We start from the raw sequence: 20697 nt of genomic DNA, 5'->3' as shown, positions 1-20697 counted from the left end.
ATGACCTTCCAGGGTCGAGAGAGAAAGGGAGATGGCAATGAGCAAAACCATTCAGTTCGACTATTCCAAAGCACTGCAATTCGTCGGTCAACATGAGATAGACAATCTGGCGCCGGCCGTCAAGCTGGCTCACGAGCAATTACATAACGGAACGGGAGCGGGGTCCGACTACCTGGGCTGGATTAATCTGCCGTTCGATTACGACAAGGAAGAGTTCGCCCGCATCCAGAGCGCGGCGAAGAAGATCCAATCCGATTCGGACGCGCTGATCGTCATCGGCATCGGCGGCTCCTACCTCGGTGCGCGCGCCGCGATCGAGATGCTGCAGCACTCTTTCTACAATACGTTGTCGAAAGAGCAGCGCAAAACTCCGCAAATTTTCTACGCAGGAAACAACATCAGCTCCACTTATGTCACGCACCTGCTGCAAGCGCTCGAAGGCAAAAACTGGTCGATCAACGTCATCTCCAAGTCGGGCACGACGACCGAGCCGGCAATCGCTTTCCGCATTTTCCGCGAAGCGCTGGAGAACCAATACGGTAAAGAAGAAGCCCGCAAGCGCATCTACGCAACGACGGACAAAGCCCGCGGAGCGCTCAAGGTGCTTGCCACCGAGGAAGGCTACGAATCGTTCGTCATCCCGGACGACGTCGGAGGCCGCTACTCCGTGCTGACGGCTGTCGGCTTGCTGCCGATTGCCACCGCCGGCATCGACATCGAAGCGATGATGAAGGGCGCGCAAGACGCCGCTACCGCTTATAACAACCCGAACCTGAGCGAGAACCAGGCGTACCAATACGCGGCCGTCCGCAACGCGCTGTACCGCAAAGGCAAGACGGTCGAAATTCTCGTCAACTACGAGCCGGGACTGCACTTCGTCTCCGAATGGTGGAAGCAGCTGTACGGCGAGAGCGAAGGCAAAGACTACAAAGGCATCTACCCGGCTTCCGTCGACTTCTCCACGGATCTGCACTCGATGGGGCAGTTTATCCAAGAGGGCAATCGGATCATCTTCGAAACGGTGCTCCAGGTAGGCGAAGTGTCCGAGCAGATCACGATCCAGAAGAGCGAAGACGACCTGGACGGCTTGAACTTCCTGGCGGGCCAGACGCTCGACTTCGTCAACAAGAAGGCGTTCCTCGGAACGCTGCTCGCGCACACCGACGGCAACGTGCCGAACCTGATCGTCAACCTGCCGGACATGAGCCCGTATACGTTCGGCTACATGGTCTACTTCTTCGAGATCGCTTGCGGCGTCAGCGGCTACCTGCTCGGCGTTAACCCGTTCGACCAACCGGGCGTCGAAGCGTACAAGAAGAACATGTTCGCGCTGCTCGGCAAGCCGGGCTTCGAAGAACAGAAGAAAGCGCTGGAAGCAAGACTGTAATCGAATGTAAAATAAGAAGAGCGCCTCCGGGCGCTCTTTTTTCAAAAGCGGACAAAATGCCGTATAGAGCTGCGGTTAAAGGAGAAAATCGATGGAACGTTCGTCTGTATTGCCGGTTGTAAGAGGAGGCGGCGTCGTATGGTTGGCTGTCGCTGCGGTTCTCGTCGCTCTATGGGTCGGATCGCTGAATCCGTGGCTGACCTCTGCGGCAAGTTGGGCTGCGGTAGCGGCGGGATGGGTCATCGTAAAAAGGATCAAGGGCACAATCCATTCGTCGGATGCTTGGGGCGCGTTGGCCGCTCTGGCATTACTGGCCGCATTCGCATGGGCGTGCAGCGAGGCTTTCGTCCAGTTGAGGCCTAGACTGTTTAATCCTTTCGGACCGATGTTGGAGCCGTTAATCGAGGGCCGGGGTTGGATCGTCGCCGTTGCGCTAGGGCTTCTTGTCGCGGCGATCGGCGGCGCATGGCTGCTGTCGTCCGCAATTTCCTGCGCCGCGGCGGGTGCCGGCTTCCGGGTTCACGCAATCGTTGCCCGAGCTTTCCGGCATTTGAAGCGTAGCCGGGCAGCCGGCTCGTTCGCCGCAGCCGCAGGAGGCATGACCGTCGCAGCTGCCATGATCGGCGCCCATGCGGAGACGCCTTGGCGAATCGTCGCAGGATTGGCAGCGGCCTATGCGCAGATCTATTGGTTTGCGTTGGCTGAACGCCGCAAGCCCGAATCCGGGCATGCGGCTTCGGGCAACGTGAGAGAAGCGAGAGCGGTTCGGAGAACGAGAAGAGTCGTGCTGGGTTCCTTAATTGCGCTTCACGCCATTTTTGTAACCTTCTATGTTTCGTTATTCGGCGCGTTCTACGGTTGGACTTGGAAGATTCCCGCCCTCTATGTTTTAATCTGGTTCGGAGGAGCTGTCTGGGCTTTGATCGCTTGGTTGTTTGCGCTATCGAGAATCGTGTACGCGATCGTCATGATTCTGCTCGGATTGGCATGCGCGCTGCTCCTGGGGACGATCGTCGGTTCGTACGATTGGGATGCGCTGGTCTGAGTCCGATTACTGAATAACCTCTTAGAGGGGAGCGAAGAGCGGAATGATCGATATACATACGCATATTTTGCCCGGTCTGGACGACGGGGCGTCGGACTGGAACGATACGTTGAGCATGGCCCGGGCCGCCGCCGCGGACGGCATCTCGACGATTATCGCAACGCCTCACCACGCGAACGGGCGTTACGATAACCCGGCGGCGGCCATCAGGGAACACGTATCCCGAATCAACGAACGGTTGGCGGAGGCCGGCGTGCCCGTCACGATCGCGGCGGGGCAAGAGATCCGCGTGCACGACGATCTGCTGGACGCGTGGCACCGGGGAGAGCTGCTGACGCTGGCGGGTTCCGATTACGTGCTGATCGAAATGCCATTCTCCCATATCCCCAAACAAATGGAGGAACTGCTTCACGAGCTAAGCGTCCTGAACCTTCGGCCGATTATCGCTCATCCCGAGCGCAACGCGGAAATTGCCAAGCGGCCCGGCCGGCTCGTGGAGCTGATCGAGCTCGGCGCCTATGCGCAGATGACGACGCATTCGCTGCTGGGCGGATTCGGCAGGCAGATCCAGAGAGCCGCATGGGAACTGTGCGAGAGCGGACTCGTTCATCTCGTGTCGTCGGACGCCCACGATACCGGGCGAAGGGGGTTCTGTTTGAGCGAGGCGTACGAGGCGATTCGCGCGCGGCAGGGAGAGCCGTGGGAAGCCTACTACAAGTATAATGCGCGCTGCGTCGCGGACAACAACCCCTTCGGAAGCCGGCCGGTGGTATCGCGTTCCGGGGACAACGCGCTTCGGCGGATGATCTCCTATTTGACCGGGCGAAGGGGGTAACTGGACCGAAATTAATGCTGAAGATGCAAATCCGACGGCCGAGCGACCGGGACTCGCCGAAGCGAAACGGTCGACACAGGGCGACTTAATATGAAAATATTTAATGAATAAACAAAATAAGGATATTGTTCATCGGCAAAATGACCAAATATTTTAGATCCATGCACAACTGAAAGCGATTGCATCTTCACGATGAAATCGGCGGTCAAAACGTTGCATCCCTTCGTAAAATGGTTTTATCTTCCTACTCTGTTTCCAATGACGGCCCTAAGTCCCCCTTTTGCCCCGATTCCAACCGCCTTCTCCGGCCGCTCGCCGTCCGAACAATCGACATAGACATTCGAAATCCCTGATTATACAAGGTCGAACGGTGGCGGGATCGTCTCCGGGCCGCGGGTCTAAAGTCTGTATAGACCTCTGGAGAGTAGAGCGCTTCCATGGATTGAAACGACCACCACGCACGCCCGAAAACGCGAACTCCTCCATGCGAAGGCCCCGCAAAAATGAGCAGGAATGGCTAATCGGCATCATGTCTTTAATCCCTCTTGAAATTTTATTTTCTATGTCATACTAAATTACAAGTCGCGGCAGTAACCGCTCAACGACGACTCGGACGACTACACGGGTAGAGGAGAAAAGTTCAAAACTTCTACGGCAAGCGAAGGTGATTGAAGATGAACGTTTCGAATCCGGCGCAGAAGCAAGAGAAGCTGAAGCGGTTTTTGGACATGCTCTCGCGGGACGCTTCTCTGAGCCGCCGTCACGATTCCGCAAGCGCGTGGTCGTGGGAAGAGCTTCTATCCTACACCGGGTACGATCCCGGGGACGGAACGATCGACGTGGCCGAGCTGGTTTCTCTCACGCTGGGAAAGCTGGGCATCGACGCCGACACGAAAGCGATGATGGAACACGTTCTGAACGGAGGAACGGTCGGGGAATTTATTAACGCCTCTTGGCACAAACCCGACTCGACCGGCATGGACGGCTCCCACGAGGCTTGCGGCGGGGGCTGAACGCAGCACGGGAGTTCGCGAATCGAATATGACGGCCGGATGGAGCGGCGCTTCGTCCGGATTATTTTGGCCCAAAAGTTCTCGTTTTGAATAATAAAATTCTAATCTTATTCTAATTGAACTAATTTTCAGGCCTGGAGAGCGCGAGAACATTAAGAGCGACGGAGGAAACGAGATGGAATTGAAACAATACTGGCTCATCGTCAAAAAAAGGCTGCTGCTGATCGCTCTGATCGCGACCGTCGTCTGCTTGAGCGTCGGCATCTATTCCTACTACTTCATCACGCCGCAGTATCAGGCTTCGGCCAAGCTGATCGTCAACCAGTACAAGGACAGCAGCTCGCTGCTTCCAAGCATCGACGTCGGCTCCATCAACTCCACGATCGGCCTCATCAAAACCTACAAAGAGATTATACGGACGCCGCGCATCATGAAAAGCGTCAGCAAGGATTACCCCGAGCTGAATATGTCCTACGGCGAGCTGATCGGCAAGGTCAGCGTAAGCTCGGTGAACGAAACGCAGGTCATGTCGATCTCCGTCCGCGACCATTCGTACGAGCGGGCGGCCAAGGCGGCAAACGCGGTTGCGGTCGTCTTTCAGAAATCGGTTCCCGAGCTGATGAAGGTCGACAACGTATCCGTCCTGGATTTCGCAGATCCGAAGGAAGCGCATGGCCCGGTCGCTCCGAATCCGAAAATGAACGTCGCCGTCGCCTTCCTTCTGTCGCTCATGCTCGGCGTCGGCATTGCTTTCCTGCTGGAATATTTGGACGACACGATCAAGACGGAAGAGGACATCGAAGCGCTGTTCCAAGTGCCGGTGCTGACCGCGATTCCGAGGTTCAAGGAGAAGGACGCGGCCGAGCGCGGCGGAGGCAAAGTGCAGATGCGGACGAACGGGAGGGAAAATCATGTCTCGTTATAAGTGGAGCGTCATTACCGATGCGAATCCTAAATCCCCGATTTCCGAAGGGTACCGGATGCTGAGAACCAACGTCGAGTATTCGGCGATCGACCAGACGCTGCAAGTCATTATGGTCACCTCCTCCAAGCCGGGGGAAGGCAAGAGCACGACGTGCGCGAATCTGGCCGTCGCGTTCGCCCAGACGAGCAAGAAGGTGCTGCTGATCGACGCGGATCTGCGCAAGCCGTCGCAGCATCAGCTGTTCGGCAAGTCGAACCGGATCGGCCTCACGACCGCCCTGTTCCGGCAGAAAGAGCTTGAAGACGTGATCCAGCAGACGAACACCGACGATCTGGCGATCATTCCCGCCGGTCCGACGCCGCCGAATCCGTCGGAATTGCTCGCTTCCAAGCGGATGGCCGCGCTGCTGGAGACCGCGAGGGAACGGTACGACGTCGTCATTATCGACACGCCTCCGCTCATGTACGTGACGGACGCGCAGATCGCGGCCGCCCAGAGCGACGGCGTCATCCTCGTCGTCGAAGCGGGCAAGGTGAAGAAGGACGTCGCTCTCAGAGCGAAAGCGTCGCTGGACCACGTGAAGGCCAGATTGATCGGCGTCGTGCTCAATAACGTTCCGCGCAAGCACTCGGATACCTATTACTACTATTACGGCGACCGCAACGATGCCTGATCGAAGGTGTCCGGCCCGGATCGCAAGCGCGTTAGGTAATGTCTCCTGCACCTCTATCACCGGAGGCACTCGGTCATGCTGTGGGTCAGCCGACCTTAGACGTATATCGTCAAGGGTATGACGTGAGGAAGGGTTCGATGCCCTAATAGGAAGTTCAAAAAGTCCAATTTTGATCACGAAGAGGTTCGGGGAAGCGGATTCGGCGTCGAATCTTGAATTCAGCCGGTTCTTCCGGTACTCACGTAGCTTCCACTACGCTCCGCTCCTCATCAACGGTCTTCATCCAACCTTCTCGGTGCTGAAAATCGAACTTTTTGAACCCTGATTGGTAAGGAAGTTCAAAAAGTCCAATTTTGATCACGAAGAGGTTCGGGGAAGCGGATTCGGCGTCGAATACACAGACATAAATCAAAAGGATAGGTGAGATCAAAATGGAGAGAGTGAAAAAAGCGATTATACCCGCCGCCGGTCTAGGCACCCGTTTTTTGCCGGCCACGAAAGCGATGCCCAAAGAGATGCTTCCCATTGTTGATAAGCCGACCATCCAATATATCGTCGAGGAAGCGATCGAATCCGGCGTCGAGGACATTATCGTCGTCACCGGCAAAGGCAAACGGGCGATCGAAGACCATTTCGACATCGCGTTCGAGCTGGAACACACGCTGGAGGAGAAAGGGAAGCTGGACATTCTGGAGAAGGTCCGCAAATCCTCCCAGGTCAATCTGCACTATATCCGGCAAAAGGAGCCCAAAGGGCTCGGACACGCCGTATGGTGCGCGCGCAATTTCATCGGCGACGAGCCGTTCGCGGTGCTGCTCGGGGACGACATCGTCGAGGCCGACATTCCCTGTACCCGGCAGTTGATCGAGCAGTACGAGCGTACGGGACGTTCGATCATCGGCGTACAGACGGTGGGCGTCGATCAGACGCATCGCTACGGCATCGTCGATCCGGGCGAGAGGACGGATCAGTTGTACCGGGTCAACCGCTTCGTGGAGAAGCCGCCGCAAGGACAAGCTCCCTCCAACCTGGCGATTATGGGCCGTTACGTGCTGACGCCCGACATTTTCGAGTATTTGGGCCGTCACGAGCGGGGAGCGGGCGGAGAAATTCAGCTGACCGACGCGATTCAGAAGCTGAACGAGGAACGGGGCGTTTACGCGTACGATTTTCAAGGCGTCCGGTACGACGTGGGCGAGAAAATCGGCTTTATCATGACGACGATCAACTTCGCGCTGCGCAATCATGAGTTAAGGCACGTACTGTTGACCGAACTGGAGGAGATCATGGAACGCGAGCTGGTGCAGCAATTGATTGCGGGAAGGGGAGATACCTGATGAATATCGGTCCGCATTACCGGAGCGAAGCGATGGATTATCGTCCGAACGTCCTGCGGGAGCGGGAGGCGCGGCGAACGTTCTCCCTCTATTCCGCGATGAAGCGGACCGTCGATCTGCTCGGTTCGCTGGCGGGATTGGCGCTGGCAAGTCCGGTGCTGGCCGTCGCCGCCGCGCTGATCAAGTGGGAGGACCCGCAAGGTCCGGTTATTTTCAGCCAGACGAGAATCGGCAAGGACGGGAAGCCCTTCCGCATGTACAAGCTTCGCTCGATGTACACCGACGCGGAGGACAAGCTGAAGGAGCTGCTCGACCGCAACGAGATCAACGGCGCCATGTTCAAAATGAGGGAAGATCCGCGCGTGACGAGGGTCGGCAGGTTCATTCGCAAGACGAGCATCGACGAGCTGCCGCAGTTGATCAACGTGATCAAAGGAGAAATGTCGCTCGTTGGTCCCCGGCCGCCTCTGGCCAGGGAAGTGGCGGAATACACGGAGCGCGACAAGAAGCGGCTGTCGGTCACGCCGGGCTGCACGGGATTGTGGCAGGTAAGCGGGAGGAGCAGCCTCAGCTTTAAGGAAATGGTCGAGCTGGACATCGCCTACATCGAGAAGAGGTGCCTCTGGCTGGACATCAAAATCATGCTGAGAACGTTCAAAGCCGTCGCGGGTTCCCGGGACGCATTCTAAACAGACAACGGAGGCGATACGATGGCGAAAATCCTTCATCTGTCGGAGTTCACGAAGGGCGGCGTCGAAACCCACCTCAACGAGGTGCTGAAGCACCAGGCCGGCCGCCACGACATTTATTTGATGGCCTCGGAGCATAATTCCAACCCGCATTCGCTTCAGATCAGTCCCGAACGTCTCATTCTGTACCCTTATCGGAGGAAGCCGGCCTATTTTCTTAAAGCGATGAGGGAGATTCGGAAAAAAGTCAACGAGCTTGAGCCGGATATCGTGCACGTACACGGAACGTTCGCGGGCGTTTTTCTGCGAACGTTGTTTTTTTTCAGGAGGAAGCGTCCCGTCGTCGTGTACTGCTCGCACGGCTGGGCGTTTCTGATGGACACGAAGTCCTGGAAGCGCAAGCTGTTCGCGTGGGCGGAGAAGCTCCTGGCCCTGCGCACGGACGCCATCATCCACATCTCGAAGCACGAATACGCGATGGCGATGAATGTCGGGCTGCCGCAGCGCAAATCGGTCGTCGTATACAACGGCGTGTCGGGTGCGTCCGCCGCCGCGGAGACCGCGCCGCTTCCCGTTAAGCCGGACAAGATCAACCTGCTCTTCGTCGGGCGTTTCGACCGGCAGAAAGGGCTGGATCTTCTGCTCGACGTGTTTAACGAGCAGCAGCTGTCGCACATCGACCTGTACTTGGCCGGCGATTCCGTGCTGAAACAGGGCGAGCACCGGTATCCGGACAACGCGATTCGGCTCGGCTGGGTGGAAAATTCGGAAATCGACCGTTACATGAAGGCGTGCGACGCGGTGATCGTTCCGTCCCGTTGGGAAGGGTTCGGCATCGTCGCGATCGAGGCGCTGCGCAACGGCAAGCCGGTCATCGCCAGCAACCGGGGCGCGCTTCCTGAGATCGTTCGGCACGGCGTGAACGGGTACGTGTTCGATTTCGGGCGCAAGGAGCAGCTTGCCGATCTTCTGCGAACGCTGGACAAGCAAGAGCTGGCGGAGCTGGGGCGGGCCGGCGAGCGCATTTTCAACGAGAAATTTCATTCCGGCCTCATGAACCGGCAGATCGAACGGCTGTACGACGCGGTTCTGAGCGGGCCGGACGAACGGTATTCCGCAACCGTCAAGAAATACGTGTAAGCGCGGGAGTGGAGAGCAGGTGAATGGAACATGCGCAACGATCCGGCGATGCCCGGGGGCGCGGACGGCAAAACCGGCGGCAACCAGATGCTCTGGGCGCTGTATCTCGTGTTTTTGCTGCTTCTGACCGTCTATCAGGATTTTCCTTTAGTCCATGTTATCGGCGAAATCGGCCGATCACCGATCGTCTTGCTGCTGCCGCTGTTCGTCGTCTGCGAGGCGGCGATGCTGGCCAAGCATAAGCGGGTCGTGCACGGATCGAAGCTGCAGCGGTATTTGCTCTTTTTTATCGTTTATTTGAGCTTTATCAGCGTCGCTTACGTGCTGGCGCAATTTCTGCAAGGCAGCTACAGCTTCGGGCAGGAGAACCTGCTGGGCAAGGCGATCAAGGTGCTGATCTATTTCGTGCTGATCTTGCTCTACGTCAGGCATATGCAGCTGCTGTTCGCGAAGATCGGCAGCCGGCGCGTGCTCTGCGCCTGCTTCTTCGCCGTCGTCGCTCTGCTGGCGGCGATCATGATCGTGGAGCTGGCGAGCATTCCGAACGCGCTGGCTTCGCTGCACGCGGGGAGCCAGCCTTACTGGCGGGTCAGGCTGCTCACCTCGGAGAGCAGCACGACCGGCACGATCGTCGTCGTCTATTCGGCGATTCTCGTCTATTTGACCCGGGATTTGAGCGGACCGGCCAAGGCGCTGTCCATGGGGTTCGTCGCCGCTTTTTTCCTGTTTTATTTGTTCGTGACGGGCTCGAAGGGATTCCTGATCGTCGCTCTGCTGACGATCGTCGTCACGATGGCGAAATTTCTAGATTTTCGGAAGAAGAGAAACTTCCTTCTGCTTCTGGCGGCCGCGGGAACGATGTATTTGTTCGTTTCCCATTTCTCCGCCGGCGTGCTGGGCTCGCTGAGCAACGACATCGAGAACTACACGTCGTCCTATACGAGAATGGGCACGATTCTCATCGCGCTGGCCACCGTCGCCCATCATCCGCTAGGCGTGGGGACGGGAGCTTACTTGATGTATTTCGATCAGTACGTGGACGGGGCGATCGGCGTGATGTCGAGGTTTTATTACGATACGTTCGGCATCGGCCAGATCAACGCGGGGGAGCTGCTGCAGTATTCCGGTACGGACCGCAACGTGGGCGTGAAATCGGGCTTTTTCCAATGGGTCATGTTCGGAGGAATCGCGGCCGTCGTCTTCTTCTATCTGCTGGCCGCAAGTTTGCTGCGGAAGGCGAAGACCAGTTCGATCCTGTTCCCCGCCTTGGTTTTCGTGCTGCTGTCCCTGCTGTTCGTCGCGCTGGAGATCAAATACGAAATCTGGCTGTTTTTCGCTTTTATCAGTTATGCCACGACAAGGAGGGCGGAGACATGAAAATATTGCTCGTGTGCAGCGATTTCCCGTATCCTCCGAACCACGGCCTCAGAGTCGATACGTGGGGAAGGATCAAGGCGCTCGCCGAGCTCGGCTGCAAGCTGCACCTCGTCGTATGCGGCAAGCAGCGGCCGGGCGACGCGGACATCCAGGCCGTCGGCGATTACGTCGAGGAGATCGTGCTCTGCCCGCGCAGGAGCAGGCTCGCGGACGCGCTCCGGCTCGTCCCGATGCAGGCTCAGTCGAGAGCCGAGCTGGGCCGCATTCCGCTGGCGGACGATTACGATTACGTGCTGCTCGAGGGCGACTACGTGTACCCGATCCTGAACAATCCGCGGATCAGGCGCGAGAGGGCGATTCTGCGGGTGCACAACGACGAGGCGGTCTATTTCAAGGCGCTGGCGAGGAGCGCCACAAGCCTGCTGCACAAGCTGTACTATCGGATGGAGAGCGGCAAGTTCGCGGCGCTGCAAAGGAAGATGCGGACGAGGATCGACAAGTATCTGTTCATCTCCAGCAAGGAGTTCGAACGGTTCCGCGCGCTCGATCCGGCGGCCCAAAGCCTGTTCCTGCCGCCCCCGGTCGACGGGGAGGCGTTCCGGGCCGGCTCGTTCCGGACGCGGCACGTCGTGTTCGTCGGATCGCTGTTCATGCCCAACAACCGGGAAGCGATCGAATGGTATTTGACCCGCATTCATCCGGGGCTGCTGGACGTGCCGGGCTACAAGTTCGTCTTGGCCGGCAACAGCCGCAACCAGGGCCTGGGCTGGTTAGAGGCGCACGATCTGACGAATGTGGAAGTGCACGACACGCCGGCCAGTCTGGACGACATCTACGCGAACGGTTATCTGTTCGTCAATCCGATGCGCAACGGAGCGGGCGTGAAGCTGAAGACGATCGAAGCGATCCAGAACGGGCTGCCGGTCGTCACGACCTCGGTCGGGTGCGAAGGCACCGGACTGATCGACGGCGAGCATATGCTGCTGGCCGACGAGCCGCGCCATTTTCTCGGACATATCAAGACGCTGCTGGCCGATCCGGCCAAGGCCCAGGCTTTGCTGGAGGCTTCTCAGCATTTTATACGCGGACAGTACGACCACAAGGAAGTTCTCAAAAGGTATCTGCAATCGTTAAACGCCAAGTTATCAAGCTAAGCGGGGGAATGCGAATGGACAGGAGCAGAACGAACGTCTTGTTCGTGACCCATGCGGACAAGAAAGGAGGCGCGGAGCAGAGCCTGATCCACCTGATCAATTATTTGGACACGTCCAAATACCGGATCTACTTGCTCTGTCCCGGCGACGCCTCTTATTTGCACGAGATTCGGACGGAGTACGAGCTTTTTCCGCTGCGGCTCAACAGCATCAAGAAGAGACTCGGCTTCGGTTACGTGGACACCGTGCTGCGCATGCGGGCGTTCGTGAAGAAAAAACGGATCGACATCATCCATGCCAACGGCTGGCGCGCCCCGTGGTACGCGGCTCCGCTGAAGTTCATGGCAAGCAGCAAGCTCGTCTGGCATCACAGGGACTACACCCATCTGCGCATGTTCAATCGGGTGCTGCCTCGGTTTTTCGATCAGGTAATCTGCATTTCGCGCTTCGTCGCCAGCTCCGTTCAGGGCGGCAACAAGACGATCATCTACAACGGCGTCGATCCGGAGACGGCGCGAATGCCGAAGAGCCGCGCGTTCATGGAGGACGATACGCTCGTCATCGGGACGTTCGGCCGGATCGTGGAATGGAAGAGATACGATCTCGTCATCGAAGCCGTCAAGAGGCTTGCCGACGACAAAGCCTACAACTGGAAGCTGCTGATCGTGGGCGACGCGTCCGTCGACGGTTCGGAGAGCTACTATGCCGAGCTGGTGCAAAAGGTTCGCGACTACGGGCTGGAGGAGAACGTCGTCTTCTACGGCTATAGCCCGAGACCGCTCGACGTGATGAAGGAGTGCGATCTGACGATCAATTTTTCGCGGAACGAGCCGTTCGGAAGAGTCATTATCGAGTCGATGCTCGTGCGCACGCCGGTCATCGTATCGGATTCCGGGGGCGCGCCGGAAATCGTCGAAGAGACGAAGGGAGGCTGGATCGTCAAGGACGGGGACGTCGAAGCGCTGTACCGGACGATCCGGCTCGTGTACAGCAAAGCCGTCGATTATCAGGAGCTTGCCGAACGGGGGTACGATGCCGTCATGAGCGAGTTCAATATGAACGCGATCGCCAGAAAGGTAGAGACGGCCTACCGTTCGCTGCTGGCCGCGGGCGGCGCGGCGGAGACGGCGGGGTAACGCATGGGTATCCCGTTCCGTCAGATTCGCGTCGGCAAGCTGCTCGCCGTGCTGAAGGGCGCCGTCGTATTCCCGGTCAAGGCCGATTCGACCGGCCGTCTGGGCCGGATCGCCGGCAAGCTGTCGATCTCGAACAAAGGAGAGCTCATTCTCGGACGAAGCGTCTCCTTCCATGCCAAGCCGTTCCCGTCGTCCATCTCGGTTGGCAAGGGAGCGAGGCTGTGGATCGGCGACAACGTCTTTTGCAATTACGGGCTGGACATCGGCTGCACGGCCTCGATCCGGATCGGCAGCCATACGATCATCGGCCCGATGGTCAATCTGATCGACGCAAACTTCCATCCGGTGGACGCGAACGACCGTTCCGGGAGCCTGCCGATCGTCGTCGGGGACAACGTCTGGATCGGCAGAGGCTGCATCGTATTGCCCGGAGTCACGATCGGGGCGGGCAGCGTGATCGCCGCGGGAAGCGTCGTGACGCGGAGCATTCCCGCGAACGTGCTGGCGGGCGGCGTTCCGGCCAAGGTCATTCGCGAGCTGACCGTGCCGGAGGGGTGGATTCGCAGGAGCGAGCAAGGAGCGTATACGAGATGAAAGTATGGATGTGGCCGAAGTACAGCGAGTTGAATTTGTATAACAATCTATTGACGGATTCGCTGTGCGGCGCGGGAGTGGAAGTGATGGACCTGACGCACGGGAGGCTTGCGCTGCGGGTCGCCCGGGCAAAGCCGGGAGACGTCGTCCACGTGCACTGGATGCACCACGCCTACCAGAATCGCAATCCGCTGCTGTTCGCCGCCAAGTCGGCGCTTCTCCTGGCGACGCTGCTCGTTCTGAAGGCGAAGCGGGTGAGGCTGATCTGGACGCTGCACAATCTGTATCCGCATGAAGTGAAATACCGGCGGATGGAGCGCGCGATGCGAACGCTGATCTGCCGGTTCTGCTCCGGGCTGATCGTCGCGTCGGAAGCGGCCAAGCGGCAGGCGATGGCGGAATTCGGCGTGCCGGCCGGCAAGCTGACCGTCGTGAAGCACGGCCACTACGCGGACGCATACCCGTCGAACGGCACGAACTTCAGGAGGCGGTACGGCATCGGAGAAGACGCCGAAGTCTATCTGTTCCTCGGAGCCATCAAAGCCTACAAGGGCGTTGAAGAACTGATTGAAGCTTATCGCGCGATCAAGACGGACAACTCCTCCCTGATTATCGCAGGCAAGGCGGATCGGGAGATGGAGGCGTACCTTCGCAGCGCGAAGGATATCGCGAGCCTCGTTCTGGATTTGCGTTTTATCCCCAACGAAGAGGTGGCCGACCTGATCGGAGCCGCCGATGTCATGGTGATGCCCTACAAAGAGATTACGACATCGGGCTCCGCGATTCTCGGCCTGAGCTTCAGGAAGCTGATCGTCATGCCGGACAACGGCTTTATCGACGAATATTTCGAGGAAGGCATGGTCGTCCGCTACGATCCCGGCGTCGCCGGCGGTTTGGCGGCCGCGATGGAGACGGCCATGCGAAGCGTCAAGGAAGGGAGGTCGCCGGATTACGACCGGGCGCTGCGCGAGCTCGAATGGGACGCGATCGCCCAGCGGATCAAAAACGTGTATCAAGGGCGGGATGAACGATGAAGGTAACGGTAGCCATCTGCACGCACAACCGGGCGAAGGATACGGCGGAAGCGATCGGCAGCGTGCTGGTTCAGGACTTCGACAAGAAGGAGCTCGAGATCGTCGTCGTGGACAACGGCTCGACGGACGGGACGGCGGAGACGGTCAACGGCTTGCGGCAGCGGCACGGCGAGCGAATCCGCTACGTGTTCGAGCCGAAGCTGGGGCTGTCGACGGCCCGCAACCGGGCGATCCGCGAGGCGAAGGGAGAATGGATTCTGTTTCTCGACGACGACGCGCTGGCGGGAAGCCAGTGGGTGCGGCATATCGTCGATGTCTTCGAGCGCGATCCGGCGATCGGCTGCGTCGGAGGCAAAATCGATCCGCTATGGGAAGGGGAGGAGCCGAGCTGGATTCCAACGGAATACCGGTCGGTGTTCACCATTCTCGATTACTCCGGCGTCGTCGTGGAGATGCCTGCGCCCGCGATTCCTTACGGCGCGAACGTCGCGTTCCGCAGAAGCGTATTCGAGGACATCGAGCCGTTCCGCGAGGATCTCGGCAGAGTCGGCCGCAATCTGCTGTCGAGCGAGGAGAGCGAGCTCATCGCCCGGCTTCGCGCCAAATACAAAGTTTACTACACGCCCTACGCCTCGGTCAGGCATAAAGTCGCCAAGGAACGCACGACGAGGAAGTGGTTTCTGAAGCGGATGTTCTGGCAAGGAGTAAGCGACGCGGTCAAGCGGCGGGAGGCGGGCGCGACGGCCGTCCTGAAGCATAGCGTCCGCATGGTCCAGGCGATCGGAACATCGCTGCTGTCGATTTTCCAATATCAAAGATTTATCCGGCAGATCGTGAAGGTATGTTACCGTAACGGGGCGCTGGTCGGCGTTCTTCGCTATGGCGGCAGGAGCTAAGCCGATGGCTCAGCAGCTCGCGGCCGGGAGAGCGTGGAAGGGCGGCGGACTCGTCCGGACGATGCTGCGCACGAGCGCGACCAACTTCCTGATGATGGCGATCGCCACGCTGACGTCGATCGTGACCGCGCGCATGTTCGGCGTCGTCGGCAAGGGCGAGCTGTCCGCCATCCTGTTCTGGCCGACGCTGCTAGCGGGACTGGTCGGCTTCGGGCTTCCGACCTCGCTCATCTACAACCTGAAGCAATCGCAAGCCGCCGGCGGGGGCGAGCTTGTCCGGGCGGGCTTTCTCTTCCAGATCCCGGTCAGCCTCGTCGCGGGATTCGTCGCCTGGCAGGGGCTTCCGATCTGGCTTGCGGACTATCCCGAGCCGGTCGTGCGGGCGGCCCGCTGGTTTACGGCGCTGATGCTGCCGACGATTCTCGCGGCCAATCTGATAGCCGCCCTGGCACAGAGCGCGAATCGCTTCAACGTCTACAACGGCGTGCGGCTGTTCGGTCCGCTGCTGAATCTGCTCGGCTTGCTCGCGCTGTGGACGGCGGGCCATCTCAGCCTCGTCTCCGCCGCGGCCGTGTTTCTGGGGACGAGCGTGCTCGTCCTCCTCTGGTCGCTGTACGGCATGAGAGACGCGCTGCGGATCGATTGGTTCCGCAAGCTGCGGAATACGTCGGCCGCCAAGGCGCTGTTCGGATACGGCAGCAAAGTGTTCGGAGTGGAGCTGCTCGGCACCTTGTATTCCCAATTCGACAAGCTCGTCATCCTCTCGATGCTGACCGCCAAGGAGCTGGGCCTGTACACCGTCGTCTACGCGCTGTCCCGCGTCTTTAACGTCGTGCAGACCGCCGTCTCCAGCGTCGTTTTCCCGAGGGTGACCGGTTTGGATAAGGCCCGAATCGTGGAGACGGTCGGACGGGCGTTCCGGCTGTCCCTGCTCGTCATGGCGATCGTGCTCGTACCCAGCTTGTTCATCGGACGGTTCCTGATGGGGCTTCTATTCGGCGAACCGTTCCTGGAAGCCGCAGGCGCCTTCTATCTGCTGTCCGTCGAATGCATTATCGGCGGCGGCTCGTGGATTCTCGCTTCGGCTTTTAACGCGGCGGGACGTCCCGGACTCGTGCTCGTCAGACAGGCGATATCGCTGGCGGCTACGATCGGTTTGTTTTTTATTTTCACCCCGCTGTACGGTTTGAACGGTATCGCTCTCGCGCTGTTGATCGGGGCCGTGATCCGTTTGACCGTTACGCTGGTCGCGATGCGAATGGCGTTCGGCGTCAAGGCGGGCAGCTTGCTGTTCGACAAGAACGACCTGATCATTCTGCTCGGGCGGCTTAAAGAGAGAGTGCGGAGCAAAGGAGAGAGCGGACATGCCAACTGAACGAAAGGCTCATCCGATGGACGGGCTGAAGGAGCGGCTTAGCCAGATTTTGCAGGCGATTCCTCCCGGCTCGAGCATCTACTACATCGACTACCCCGTGTACAATAACGGCGGCGATCTGCTGATTATGAAAGGGGCGGAGGCGTTCTTCCGGGACAACGGCATTCGCGTGAAGGCGCGGTACAGCGTGCTCGACTTTCCGGACAGGCTGAGCATTCCGGGCGACCAGATTATCGTGCTGCAGGGCGGGGGCAACTTCGGGGACCTGTATCCGGTGCACCAGAGGCTGCGGGAGAAAATCGTGGCCGAGTATCCGTTTCATCGCATCGTCATTTTGCCGCAGACGATTTTCTACAGGGAGGAGGAGCAGTTCGACCGGACGGCGCGCGTGTTCAACCGGCACAGGGACGTCCATCTGTTCGTCCGCGATCCGTCGTCTTATGCGACGGCGGCCAAGAAGTTCGATCGCTGCTCCATCTACTTGTCGCCCGACATGGCGCACCAACTGTGGCCGATCCGGCCGGCGGTCAGCCCGGGCAAGGAGCTGCTCTGCTTTTTCCGCACCGACATGGAGCGCACGGGGGAGCAGGGACGACTGGAGGCGGATGCGCACGGCGACTATTTGGACTGGGGCTCCCTGTACAACAGGGTGGAGAGAAAGTCGATTGCGATGATCGGGAAAATGATGGCCAGGGGCGGCGGGACGCTGCCGCTTCATGCGATCTGGGGCAGGTACAGCGATTATTTGGTGGAGAAGGCGATCAAGCGCTTCAGCGCGTATCGGCGGGTGCAAACGTCCAGGCTGCACGGGCATATCCTGTCGTGCCTGATGGACAAGCCCAACGGCCTGCTCGACAATTCGTACGGCAAAAATTCCGGCTATTATCACACTTGGACGAGCGGAATTCCTACCGCAAGATTGGAGGCTATGCGATGAAAATCGTTCTTCTGTCCGGCGGCTCCGGCAAGCGGCTCTGGCCTCTGTCGAACGAGTCGCGCTCGAAGCAGTTTTTGAAGGTGCTGAAAAACGAGCGGGGCGAACGGGAATCGATGGTTCAGCGAGTATGGAGGCAGCTTGGGGCGGCCGGCCTCCGCGGCGACGCGGTGATCGCGACCGGGAGGTCGCAGACGGAGATGATCCAGAGCCAGCTCGGCAGCGAGGTAGAGCTCGTCGTCGAGCCGGAGCGGAGGGATACGTTTCCCGCGATCGCCTTGGCCGCCGTTTATTTGTACTCGGTCAAGGGCGTCGGTTTGGATGAGACGGTCGTCGTCATGCCGGTCGATCCGTATGTGGAGGAATCGTTTTTTGTCAGGACGAGGGAGCTTGATCCCATCTTGCGGCAATCGGGCGCCGATCTGGCGCTTATGGGCGTGAAGCCGACGTTCCCTTCGGAGAAATACGGCTATATCGTGCCCGAGCCGGAGGACGGAGGGATGCCGGATAAGCCGTTCGTCGGCGTCAGCAGCTTTAAGGAAAAACCCCGCCTAGAAGAAGCGGCAGCAATGATCGAACGGGCTGCGCTTTGGAACTGCGGGGTTTTCGCGTTTAAGCTCGATTTCCTGATCAACATCCTGATCGCCTACGAGCTGCCGATCCAGTACGACGAGATGCAGAAGCAATACGGCAGACTGCCGAAAATCAGCTTCGACTACGAGATCGTGGAACGGAGCCGGCAGATCGTGGCGCTCCCGTACGAGGGGGATTGGAAGGATCTCGGCACGTGGAACACGTTGACCGAGGAGATCGACAGTCCGCTCACCGGCAATGGAACGATCGCGGGAGATTCGCGCAATACGCACGTCGTCAACGAGCTGGACATTCCGATCACGCTGCTGAATCTGTCCGACGTCGTCGTCGCGGCCAGCCCGGACGGAATTCTGGTGGCGGACAAGGCGTCCAGCCCGCTGATTAAGGAGGTGATGAAGCATTCGGAGCAGCGTCCGATGTACGAGGAGCGGCGTTGGGGCGGCTACCGGGTGCTCGATTACTTGAAGTATGCGGACGGGACGGAGGTGCTGACGAAGCGCATTCGCGTCGCGCCCGGTCGCAATCTGAGCTATCAGTATCACGAGCTCCGGGACGAGGTGTGGACGATCGCTTCCGGCCGCGGGGAGATGGTGCTCGGCGGCAGGAGGTTTCCGGTGAAGCCGGGTGACGTCGTGAAGATTCCGCGAACCTGCAAGCACAGCCTGAGGGCGGAGGCGGGGGAGGAGTTGGATGTCATCGAGGTGCAGACCGGGTCCGAGCTGATCGAGGAGGACATCGTCCGGCTCGCGTTCGACTGGGACGAGATTCTGCAGATTTGCGCGGCGGAAGGAGCGCTGGGGCTTCTGCGCGAGGGGCTGTCCCCTAATTAACGGCGTACAAGATGATCGATGAAAAGGGTGGGCATCTATCTCCTGGAGACTGCCTCATACGTTCCTGAAATCACCTCTTAACGGGTTTACCCTTTCAGATTTCAGGATCGTATAGCAGCGGAAGGAGATAGATGCCCATGATCAATCATACATCGATAATCGTTCGGTACGACTTACTTTACTTAGGGGACAGCCCCTTTCGGCACGACTTCATAATTAGAGGAGAGTTGCGCGTATGAACATTACGATAATCGGCACCGGCTACGTCGGACTCGTATCGGGGGCTTGCTACGCGGAATTGGGCCATCAGGTCGTCTGCGTCGACAAGGACCCGGAGAAGATCGCCATTCTGAACTCCGGCGGCGTGCCGATCTACGAGCCGGGCCTCAAGGAACTGGCCGCCAAAGGCCGGCTCGCGGGCCATCTCGTCTTCACGACCGACCTGGCGTCCGCGGTGCGCAGCTCCGACATTATTATGATCGCCGTCGGCACGCCGCCGTTGCCGAGCGGGGAAGCGAACCTCGCCTATATCGACCAGGCGGCGATCGAAATCGCGGAAGCGATGAACGGCTACAAAATCGTGGTCGTCAAGAGCACCGTTCCGGTCGGCACGAACGAGCGCCTGGCCAAGCTGATGCGTTCGCGCACGATCATGCGCTTCGACAGCGTTTCGCTCCCGGAGTTTCTGCGCGAAGGCTCGGCGATCGAGGATACGCTTAAGCCCGACCGGATCATCGTCGGGGCGAAATGCGACAGCGCCGCAGATTTGATGATCCGGCTGCACGAGCCGCTGACCGAGCAGATCGTCGTGACCGATATCCGCAGCGCGGAAATGATCAAGTACGCGTCGAACGCGTTTCTCGCCACGAAAATTTCCTTCATCAACGAGATCGCCAACATCTGCGAGAAGGTCGGCGCGGACGTGACGAGAGTAGCGGAGGGCATGGGCTACGACAAGCGGATCGGGCCGTCGTTTTTGAAGGCGGGCATCGGCTATGGGGGCTCCTGTTTTCCGAAGGATACGCGCGCGTTGATCCAGATCGCCGGACACGTCGATTACGAGTTCAAACTGCTCCGCTCCGTCGTGGAGGTCAATCAGGATCAGCGATTTAACGTCATCCGCAAGCTGGAGACGATCTTTGGCGGCGATCTGCCGGGCAAGACGATCGGCGTGTGGGGGCTGGCGTTTAAGCCGAATACCGACGACGTGCGGGATTCGCCTGCGCTCGAAATTATGCGGCATCTGGTCGATCGGGGCGTGAAGGCGAAAGCGTACGATCCGATCGCGACGGCCAACTTTCGGGCGATGTTCGGAAAGGAGGGGGTTCAATGGTGCGATAAGGCGGAGGAAGCGGCGCAGGGAGCGGACGCTTTGATTGTGCTGACGGAATGGGACGAGTTTGCCGGCGTCGACTTGGCGCGGCTCCAGCGGGTGCTGAAGCAGCCCATTCTGATCGACGGGCGCAACCTGTTCAAGGAGGAGCACCTTGCCGGAACGGACTTCGCCTACTATTCCGTCGGCCGTCCCAGCTTAAGCAAGGGCGTGAAGGAACGGATGCCGGTTCTTCAATTTTAGAGATGAGGTGAAGGAAATGAAGCTTGGCAATAAGATCACGCTATCGGCGCTTGCGGCCGCAATGGCCGTAACCTCGATAGGCGGGGGACCGCTCGGAGACAAAGGAGGGGAGGCTAGGATCGGCTGGCTGCAAACGGCGTATGCCGAGGAGTT

Annotated in this window: 19 protein-coding genes; all 19 read left to right on the top strand. The window is 59.1% G+C overall.

Annotation, left to right across the window (positions count from 1 at the left end):
• The first annotated feature begins 37 nt into the window (after positions 1 to 37).
• The 19 genes from ACESLM_RS06835 to ACESLM_RS06745 all read left to right on the top strand — a co-directional run bounded on the left by ACESLM_RS06835 (position 38) and on the right by ACESLM_RS06745 (position 20544).
• On the top strand, positions 38 to 1387 hold the full coding sequence (locus ACESLM_RS06835; RefSeq protein ID WP_372630814.1) for a glucose-6-phosphate isomerase: 1350 nt from the start codon (positions 38 to 40) through the stop codon (positions 1385 to 1387).
• Positions 1388 to 1478: 91 nt separating this feature from the next.
• Entirely contained in the window at positions 1479 to 2432 is a 954-nt protein-coding gene (locus ACESLM_RS06830) for a hypothetical protein (RefSeq protein WP_372630813.1), read from the top strand.
• Positions 2433 to 2475: 43 nt separating this feature from the next.
• Positions 2476 to 3267 (top strand): tyrosine-protein phosphatase, encoded by a 792-nt coding sequence (locus ACESLM_RS06825; protein ID WP_372630812.1) that lies wholly within the window; start codon positions 2476 to 2478, stop codon positions 3265 to 3267.
• 674 nt (positions 3268 to 3941) lie between these two features.
• Positions 3942 to 4280 carry a hypothetical protein gene (locus tag ACESLM_RS06820; protein WP_372630811.1) on the top strand — a complete coding sequence of 113 codons (339 nt, stop codon included), beginning with the start codon at positions 3942 to 3944 and terminating at the stop codon, positions 4278 to 4280.
• Positions 4281 to 4455: 175 nt separating this feature from the next.
• A complete protein-coding gene (locus ACESLM_RS06815) occupies positions 4456 to 5205 on the top strand; it encodes a YveK family protein (protein ID WP_372630810.1) in 750 nt (249 codons plus the stop codon).
• Entirely contained in the window at positions 5192 to 5878 is a 687-nt protein-coding gene (locus ACESLM_RS06810) for a CpsD/CapB family tyrosine-protein kinase (protein WP_372630809.1), read from the top strand. Before ACESLM_RS06815 ends, ACESLM_RS06810 begins: the two co-directional genes overlap by 14 nt.
• Positions 5879 to 6309: 431 nt before the next feature.
• Complete coding sequence (galU, locus tag ACESLM_RS06805; protein ID WP_372630808.1) at positions 6310 to 7215, top strand: UTP--glucose-1-phosphate uridylyltransferase GalU; 906 nt, start codon at positions 6310 to 6312, stop codon at positions 7213 to 7215.
• Positions 7216 to 7247: 32 nt separating this feature from the next.
• The gene (locus ACESLM_RS06800; RefSeq protein ID WP_372630866.1) at positions 7248 to 7904 is read left to right on the top strand and encodes a sugar transferase; all 657 of its coding nucleotides are present in this window, start codon (positions 7248 to 7250) and stop codon (positions 7902 to 7904) included.
• Between the two features lie 21 nt (positions 7905 to 7925).
• Positions 7926 to 9044 carry a glycosyltransferase family 4 protein gene (locus ACESLM_RS06795; RefSeq protein ID WP_372630807.1) on the top strand — a complete coding sequence of 373 codons (1119 nt, stop codon included), beginning with the start codon at positions 7926 to 7928 and terminating at the stop codon, positions 9042 to 9044.
• A gap of 30 nt (positions 9045 to 9074) precedes the next feature.
• The gene (locus tag ACESLM_RS06790) at positions 9075 to 10421 is read left to right on the top strand and encodes a hypothetical protein (RefSeq protein WP_372630806.1); all 1347 of its coding nucleotides are present in this window, start codon (positions 9075 to 9077) and stop codon (positions 10419 to 10421) included.
• Entirely contained in the window at positions 10418 to 11575 is a 1158-nt protein-coding gene (locus tag ACESLM_RS06785; protein WP_372630805.1) for a glycosyltransferase family 4 protein, read from the top strand. Before ACESLM_RS06790 ends, ACESLM_RS06785 begins: the two co-directional genes overlap by 4 nt.
• A gap of 14 nt (positions 11576 to 11589) precedes the next feature.
• Entirely contained in the window at positions 11590 to 12711 is a 1122-nt protein-coding gene (locus tag ACESLM_RS06780) for a glycosyltransferase (protein WP_372630804.1), read from the top strand.
• 3 nt (positions 12712 to 12714) lie between these two features.
• Positions 12715 to 13305 (top strand): DapH/DapD/GlmU-related protein, encoded by a 591-nt coding sequence (locus ACESLM_RS06775; protein WP_372630803.1) that lies wholly within the window; start codon positions 12715 to 12717, stop codon positions 13303 to 13305.
• Positions 13302 to 14339 carry a glycosyltransferase family 4 protein gene (locus tag ACESLM_RS06770; RefSeq protein ID WP_372630802.1) on the top strand — a complete coding sequence of 346 codons (1038 nt, stop codon included), beginning with the start codon at positions 13302 to 13304 and terminating at the stop codon, positions 14337 to 14339. Before ACESLM_RS06775 ends, ACESLM_RS06770 begins: the two co-directional genes overlap by 4 nt.
• On the top strand, positions 14336 to 15235 hold the full coding sequence (locus tag ACESLM_RS06765) for a glycosyltransferase family 2 protein (RefSeq protein WP_372630801.1): 900 nt from the start codon (positions 14336 to 14338) through the stop codon (positions 15233 to 15235). The genes ACESLM_RS06770 and ACESLM_RS06765 overlap by 4 nt, the downstream gene beginning before the upstream one ends.
• Positions 15236 to 15239: 4 nt before the next feature.
• A complete protein-coding gene (locus tag ACESLM_RS06760; protein WP_372630800.1) occupies positions 15240 to 16610 on the top strand; it encodes a lipopolysaccharide biosynthesis protein in 1371 nt (456 codons plus the stop codon).
• The gene (locus ACESLM_RS06755; protein WP_372630799.1) at positions 16600 to 17547 is read left to right on the top strand and encodes a polysaccharide pyruvyl transferase family protein; all 948 of its coding nucleotides are present in this window, start codon (positions 16600 to 16602) and stop codon (positions 17545 to 17547) included. Before ACESLM_RS06760 ends, ACESLM_RS06755 begins: the two co-directional genes overlap by 11 nt.
• The gene (locus ACESLM_RS06750; protein ID WP_372630798.1) at positions 17544 to 18968 is read left to right on the top strand and encodes a sugar phosphate nucleotidyltransferase; all 1425 of its coding nucleotides are present in this window, start codon (positions 17544 to 17546) and stop codon (positions 18966 to 18968) included. Before ACESLM_RS06755 ends, ACESLM_RS06750 begins: the two co-directional genes overlap by 4 nt.
• A gap of 235 nt (positions 18969 to 19203) precedes the next feature.
• Entirely contained in the window at positions 19204 to 20544 is a 1341-nt protein-coding gene (locus tag ACESLM_RS06745) for a UDP-glucose dehydrogenase family protein (RefSeq protein ID WP_372630797.1), read from the top strand.
• Positions 20545 to 20697: the final 153 nt, after the last annotated feature.

Source organism: Cohnella sp. (genome assembly GCF_041641335.1).
Classification (GTDB): Bacteria; Bacillota; Bacilli; order Paenibacillales; family Paenibacillaceae; genus Cohnella.
This window is presented reverse-complemented; position numbering and strand designations above follow the sequence as displayed.

What these genes read in the sequence shown, in the direction of transcription:
- ACESLM_RS06835 (WP_372630814.1), top strand. Translation starts at nt 38, where the DNA reads ATGAGCAAAACCATTCAGTTCGACTATTCCAAAGCACTGCAATTCGTC.
- ACESLM_RS06830 (WP_372630813.1), top strand. Translation starts at nt 1,479, where the DNA reads ATGGAACGTTCGTCTGTATTGCCGGTTGTAAGAGGAGGCGGCGTCGTA.
- ACESLM_RS06825 (WP_372630812.1), top strand. Translation starts at nt 2,476, where the DNA reads ATGATCGATATACATACGCATATTTTGCCCGGTCTGGACGACGGGGCG.
- ACESLM_RS06820 (WP_372630811.1), top strand. Translation starts at nt 3,942, where the DNA reads ATGAACGTTTCGAATCCGGCGCAGAAGCAAGAGAAGCTGAAGCGGTTT.
- ACESLM_RS06815 (WP_372630810.1), top strand. Translation starts at nt 4,456, where the DNA reads ATGGAATTGAAACAATACTGGCTCATCGTCAAAAAAAGGCTGCTGCTG.
- ACESLM_RS06810 (WP_372630809.1), top strand. Translation starts at nt 5,192, where the DNA reads ATGTCTCGTTATAAGTGGAGCGTCATTACCGATGCGAATCCTAAATCC.
- galU (WP_372630808.1), top strand. Translation starts at nt 6,310, where the DNA reads ATGGAGAGAGTGAAAAAAGCGATTATACCCGCCGCCGGTCTAGGCACC.
- ACESLM_RS06800 (WP_372630866.1), top strand. Translation starts at nt 7,248, where the DNA reads ATGGATTATCGTCCGAACGTCCTGCGGGAGCGGGAGGCGCGGCGAACG.
- ACESLM_RS06795 (WP_372630807.1), top strand. Translation starts at nt 7,926, where the DNA reads ATGGCGAAAATCCTTCATCTGTCGGAGTTCACGAAGGGCGGCGTCGAA.
- ACESLM_RS06790 (WP_372630806.1), top strand. Translation starts at nt 9,075, where the DNA reads ATGCGCAACGATCCGGCGATGCCCGGGGGCGCGGACGGCAAAACCGGC.
- ACESLM_RS06785 (WP_372630805.1), top strand. Translation starts at nt 10,418, where the DNA reads ATGAAAATATTGCTCGTGTGCAGCGATTTCCCGTATCCTCCGAACCAC.
- ACESLM_RS06780 (WP_372630804.1), top strand. Translation starts at nt 11,590, where the DNA reads ATGGACAGGAGCAGAACGAACGTCTTGTTCGTGACCCATGCGGACAAG.
- ACESLM_RS06775 (WP_372630803.1), top strand. Translation starts at nt 12,715, where the DNA reads ATGGGTATCCCGTTCCGTCAGATTCGCGTCGGCAAGCTGCTCGCCGTG.
- ACESLM_RS06770 (WP_372630802.1), top strand. Translation starts at nt 13,302, where the DNA reads ATGAAAGTATGGATGTGGCCGAAGTACAGCGAGTTGAATTTGTATAAC.
- ACESLM_RS06765 (WP_372630801.1), top strand. Translation starts at nt 14,336, where the DNA reads ATGAAGGTAACGGTAGCCATCTGCACGCACAACCGGGCGAAGGATACG.
- ACESLM_RS06760 (WP_372630800.1), top strand. Translation starts at nt 15,240, where the DNA reads ATGGCTCAGCAGCTCGCGGCCGGGAGAGCGTGGAAGGGCGGCGGACTC.
- ACESLM_RS06755 (WP_372630799.1), top strand. Translation starts at nt 16,600, where the DNA reads ATGCCAACTGAACGAAAGGCTCATCCGATGGACGGGCTGAAGGAGCGG.
- ACESLM_RS06750 (WP_372630798.1), top strand. Translation starts at nt 17,544, where the DNA reads ATGAAAATCGTTCTTCTGTCCGGCGGCTCCGGCAAGCGGCTCTGGCCT.
- ACESLM_RS06745 (WP_372630797.1), top strand. Translation starts at nt 19,204, where the DNA reads ATGAACATTACGATAATCGGCACCGGCTACGTCGGACTCGTATCGGGG.